Here is a 1,946-nt window from a genome sequence, read left to right as displayed (position 1 = left end):
CGCCCGAGGGCGAACTAGTCGCCGGACTGGCGGCTGCGGCGCCGACCCAGGTTGACGCCAAGACTTGGGAGTTCAAGCTCAGGCCCGACATCAAGTTCCACAATGGCGAGGCATTCAACGCGGATGCTGTCGTTAACAGCGTCAAGCGTGTCATAGATCCGGCGCTAAAGTCGGAGCAGGCCGCCTACTTCGGCACCATCACCGGCGCGGAGAAGGTCGACGACCTGACTGTGCGCATCATCACCTCGGGTCCGGATCCGATCCTGCCGTCGCGCATGTACTGGATGAAGATGATCCCCGCGACCTATGCTGCCGACGCCAAGTTCGCCGAAGCACCGGTCGRCACCGGCCCCTACAAGTTCACCAGTTGGAACCGCGGCCAAGACATCGTGCTGGAAAAGAACGCCGACTATTGGGGCGATGCCGCGTCGATCGACAAGGTGACCTACCGCTTCGTCGGTGAATCCGGCACGCGCCTTTCCGGGCTTATGGCGGGCGAACTCGATGTCATCACCAACCTTCTGCCGGAGTTCGCCCAGCAGGCACCGAAGTTCGCGGCCGTCAGCGGCCTTGAAACGAGCCTCATGATCGTGTCGACCGACAACGAGGTGACCAAGGATCCGCGCGTCCGCGAGGCCATGAACATCTCGGTCGACCGCAAGGCGCTGGCTGAGAGCCTGTTCGGCGGCTACGCCACACCGGCAAAGGGGCAGGTCGTCAACCCAAAGGCTTTCGGCTACAACAAGGCACTGCCCGACTACGTGTTTGACCTCGACAAGGCAAAGGCCCTGATTAAGGAAGCGGGTGCTGAGGGCAAGACCATCAAGCTCGTCGGAGAGGCCGGTCGCTGGCTCAAGGACCGCGAGCTGATCGAGGCAGTCGGCGCCTACTGGAAGGACGCAGGCCTCAACGTCGACATCAAGATCGAGGACTTCGGCGAATACCTCAACCAACTGTTCGACAAGAACACGCGGCCGGATGCGGTCTTCCTCTCGAACTCCAACGAACTGCTCGACGTCGACCGTGAAATGACCGCCGTGCTACAGAGCAAGGCGAGTTCCGCGTCCAACAGCGACCAGGAAATGTCAGACCAGATCAGCGCTGCCAGGACCGAGACCGACGTCGAGAAGCGCCAGGCAATGTATGACGCCATCACCAAGAAGTCGTACGACCTGTCGTACCTCGTCCCGCTGCTCAACCAGCAGGACATTTACGGCTTCTCCAAGCGCCTGGAATGGCAGCCTCGCGTCGACTCCAAGCTGCTCGTCAAGGAGATGAAGGTCACGGAATAACAACGACAATTGCGGGTTCGAACAAAAACATAAGCGAACCCCAACAGTTCTGGAGCCGGCTCAACAAGGGAGAGCCGGCTCCAGCCAATGGAGAGGAATATGGGTGGTTTTCTGCTCCGCCRAATTGCACAAGGTCTCCTTGTCGTCATCGGCGTGACCGTGATCGTTTTCATCGCCACTCGCATGGTCGGCGATCCGGTCAAGGTAATGCTGCCGCTTTCGGCAACCGACGAGCAGCGCGCGGCCTTTGCCCAACAGATCGGCCTCGACCGTCCCATCGCCACGCAGTTCGTCGATTTCGTCGGTGACATGGCCCGCCTCGACTTCGGCGAGAGCCTGTGGCAGCGCCGGCCGGCCCTCGACGTCGTGCTCGAACGCCTGCCAAATACACTCAAGCTGATCGGTGCCGGACTCGGCCTGGCGATCCTGCTGTCGCTGCCGCTCGGCGCCATCGCCGCACTCAGGCCCGGGGGCTTGGTCGACCGAACGACAGTTTTTGTCGGCCTGTTTGGGCTGTCCTTGCCGCAGTTCTGGTTCGGCCTCTTGATGATCGTGTTCTTTGCAGTCACCCTCGGCTGGCTGCCGACATCGGGAATGGGTGGCGCGCGATATTACATCCTGCCGGCAATCACGCTCGCCCTGCCGTCGCTGGCC

At 61.4% G+C, this 1,946-nt stretch carries 2 protein-coding genes; both read left to right on the top strand.

Annotation, left to right across the window (positions count from 1 at the left end; translation table 11 throughout):
- On the top strand, positions 1–1,292 hold a 1,292-nt coding region (locus AC1DUU_RS30715; RefSeq protein WP_476787091.1), incomplete at its 5' end, for an ABC transporter substrate-binding protein.
- A 99-nt stretch (positions 1,293–1,391) separates the two neighbouring features.
- On the top strand, positions 1,392–1,946 hold a 555-nt coding region (locus AC1DUU_RS30710; protein ID WP_476787090.1), incomplete at its 3' end, for an ABC transporter permease.

This window comes from Aminobacter sp. P4_H6_2 (assembly GCF_056400805.1).
The sequence above is the reverse complement of the archived record's forward strand: the minus strand, read 5'-3'. Positions and strand labels throughout refer to the sequence as shown.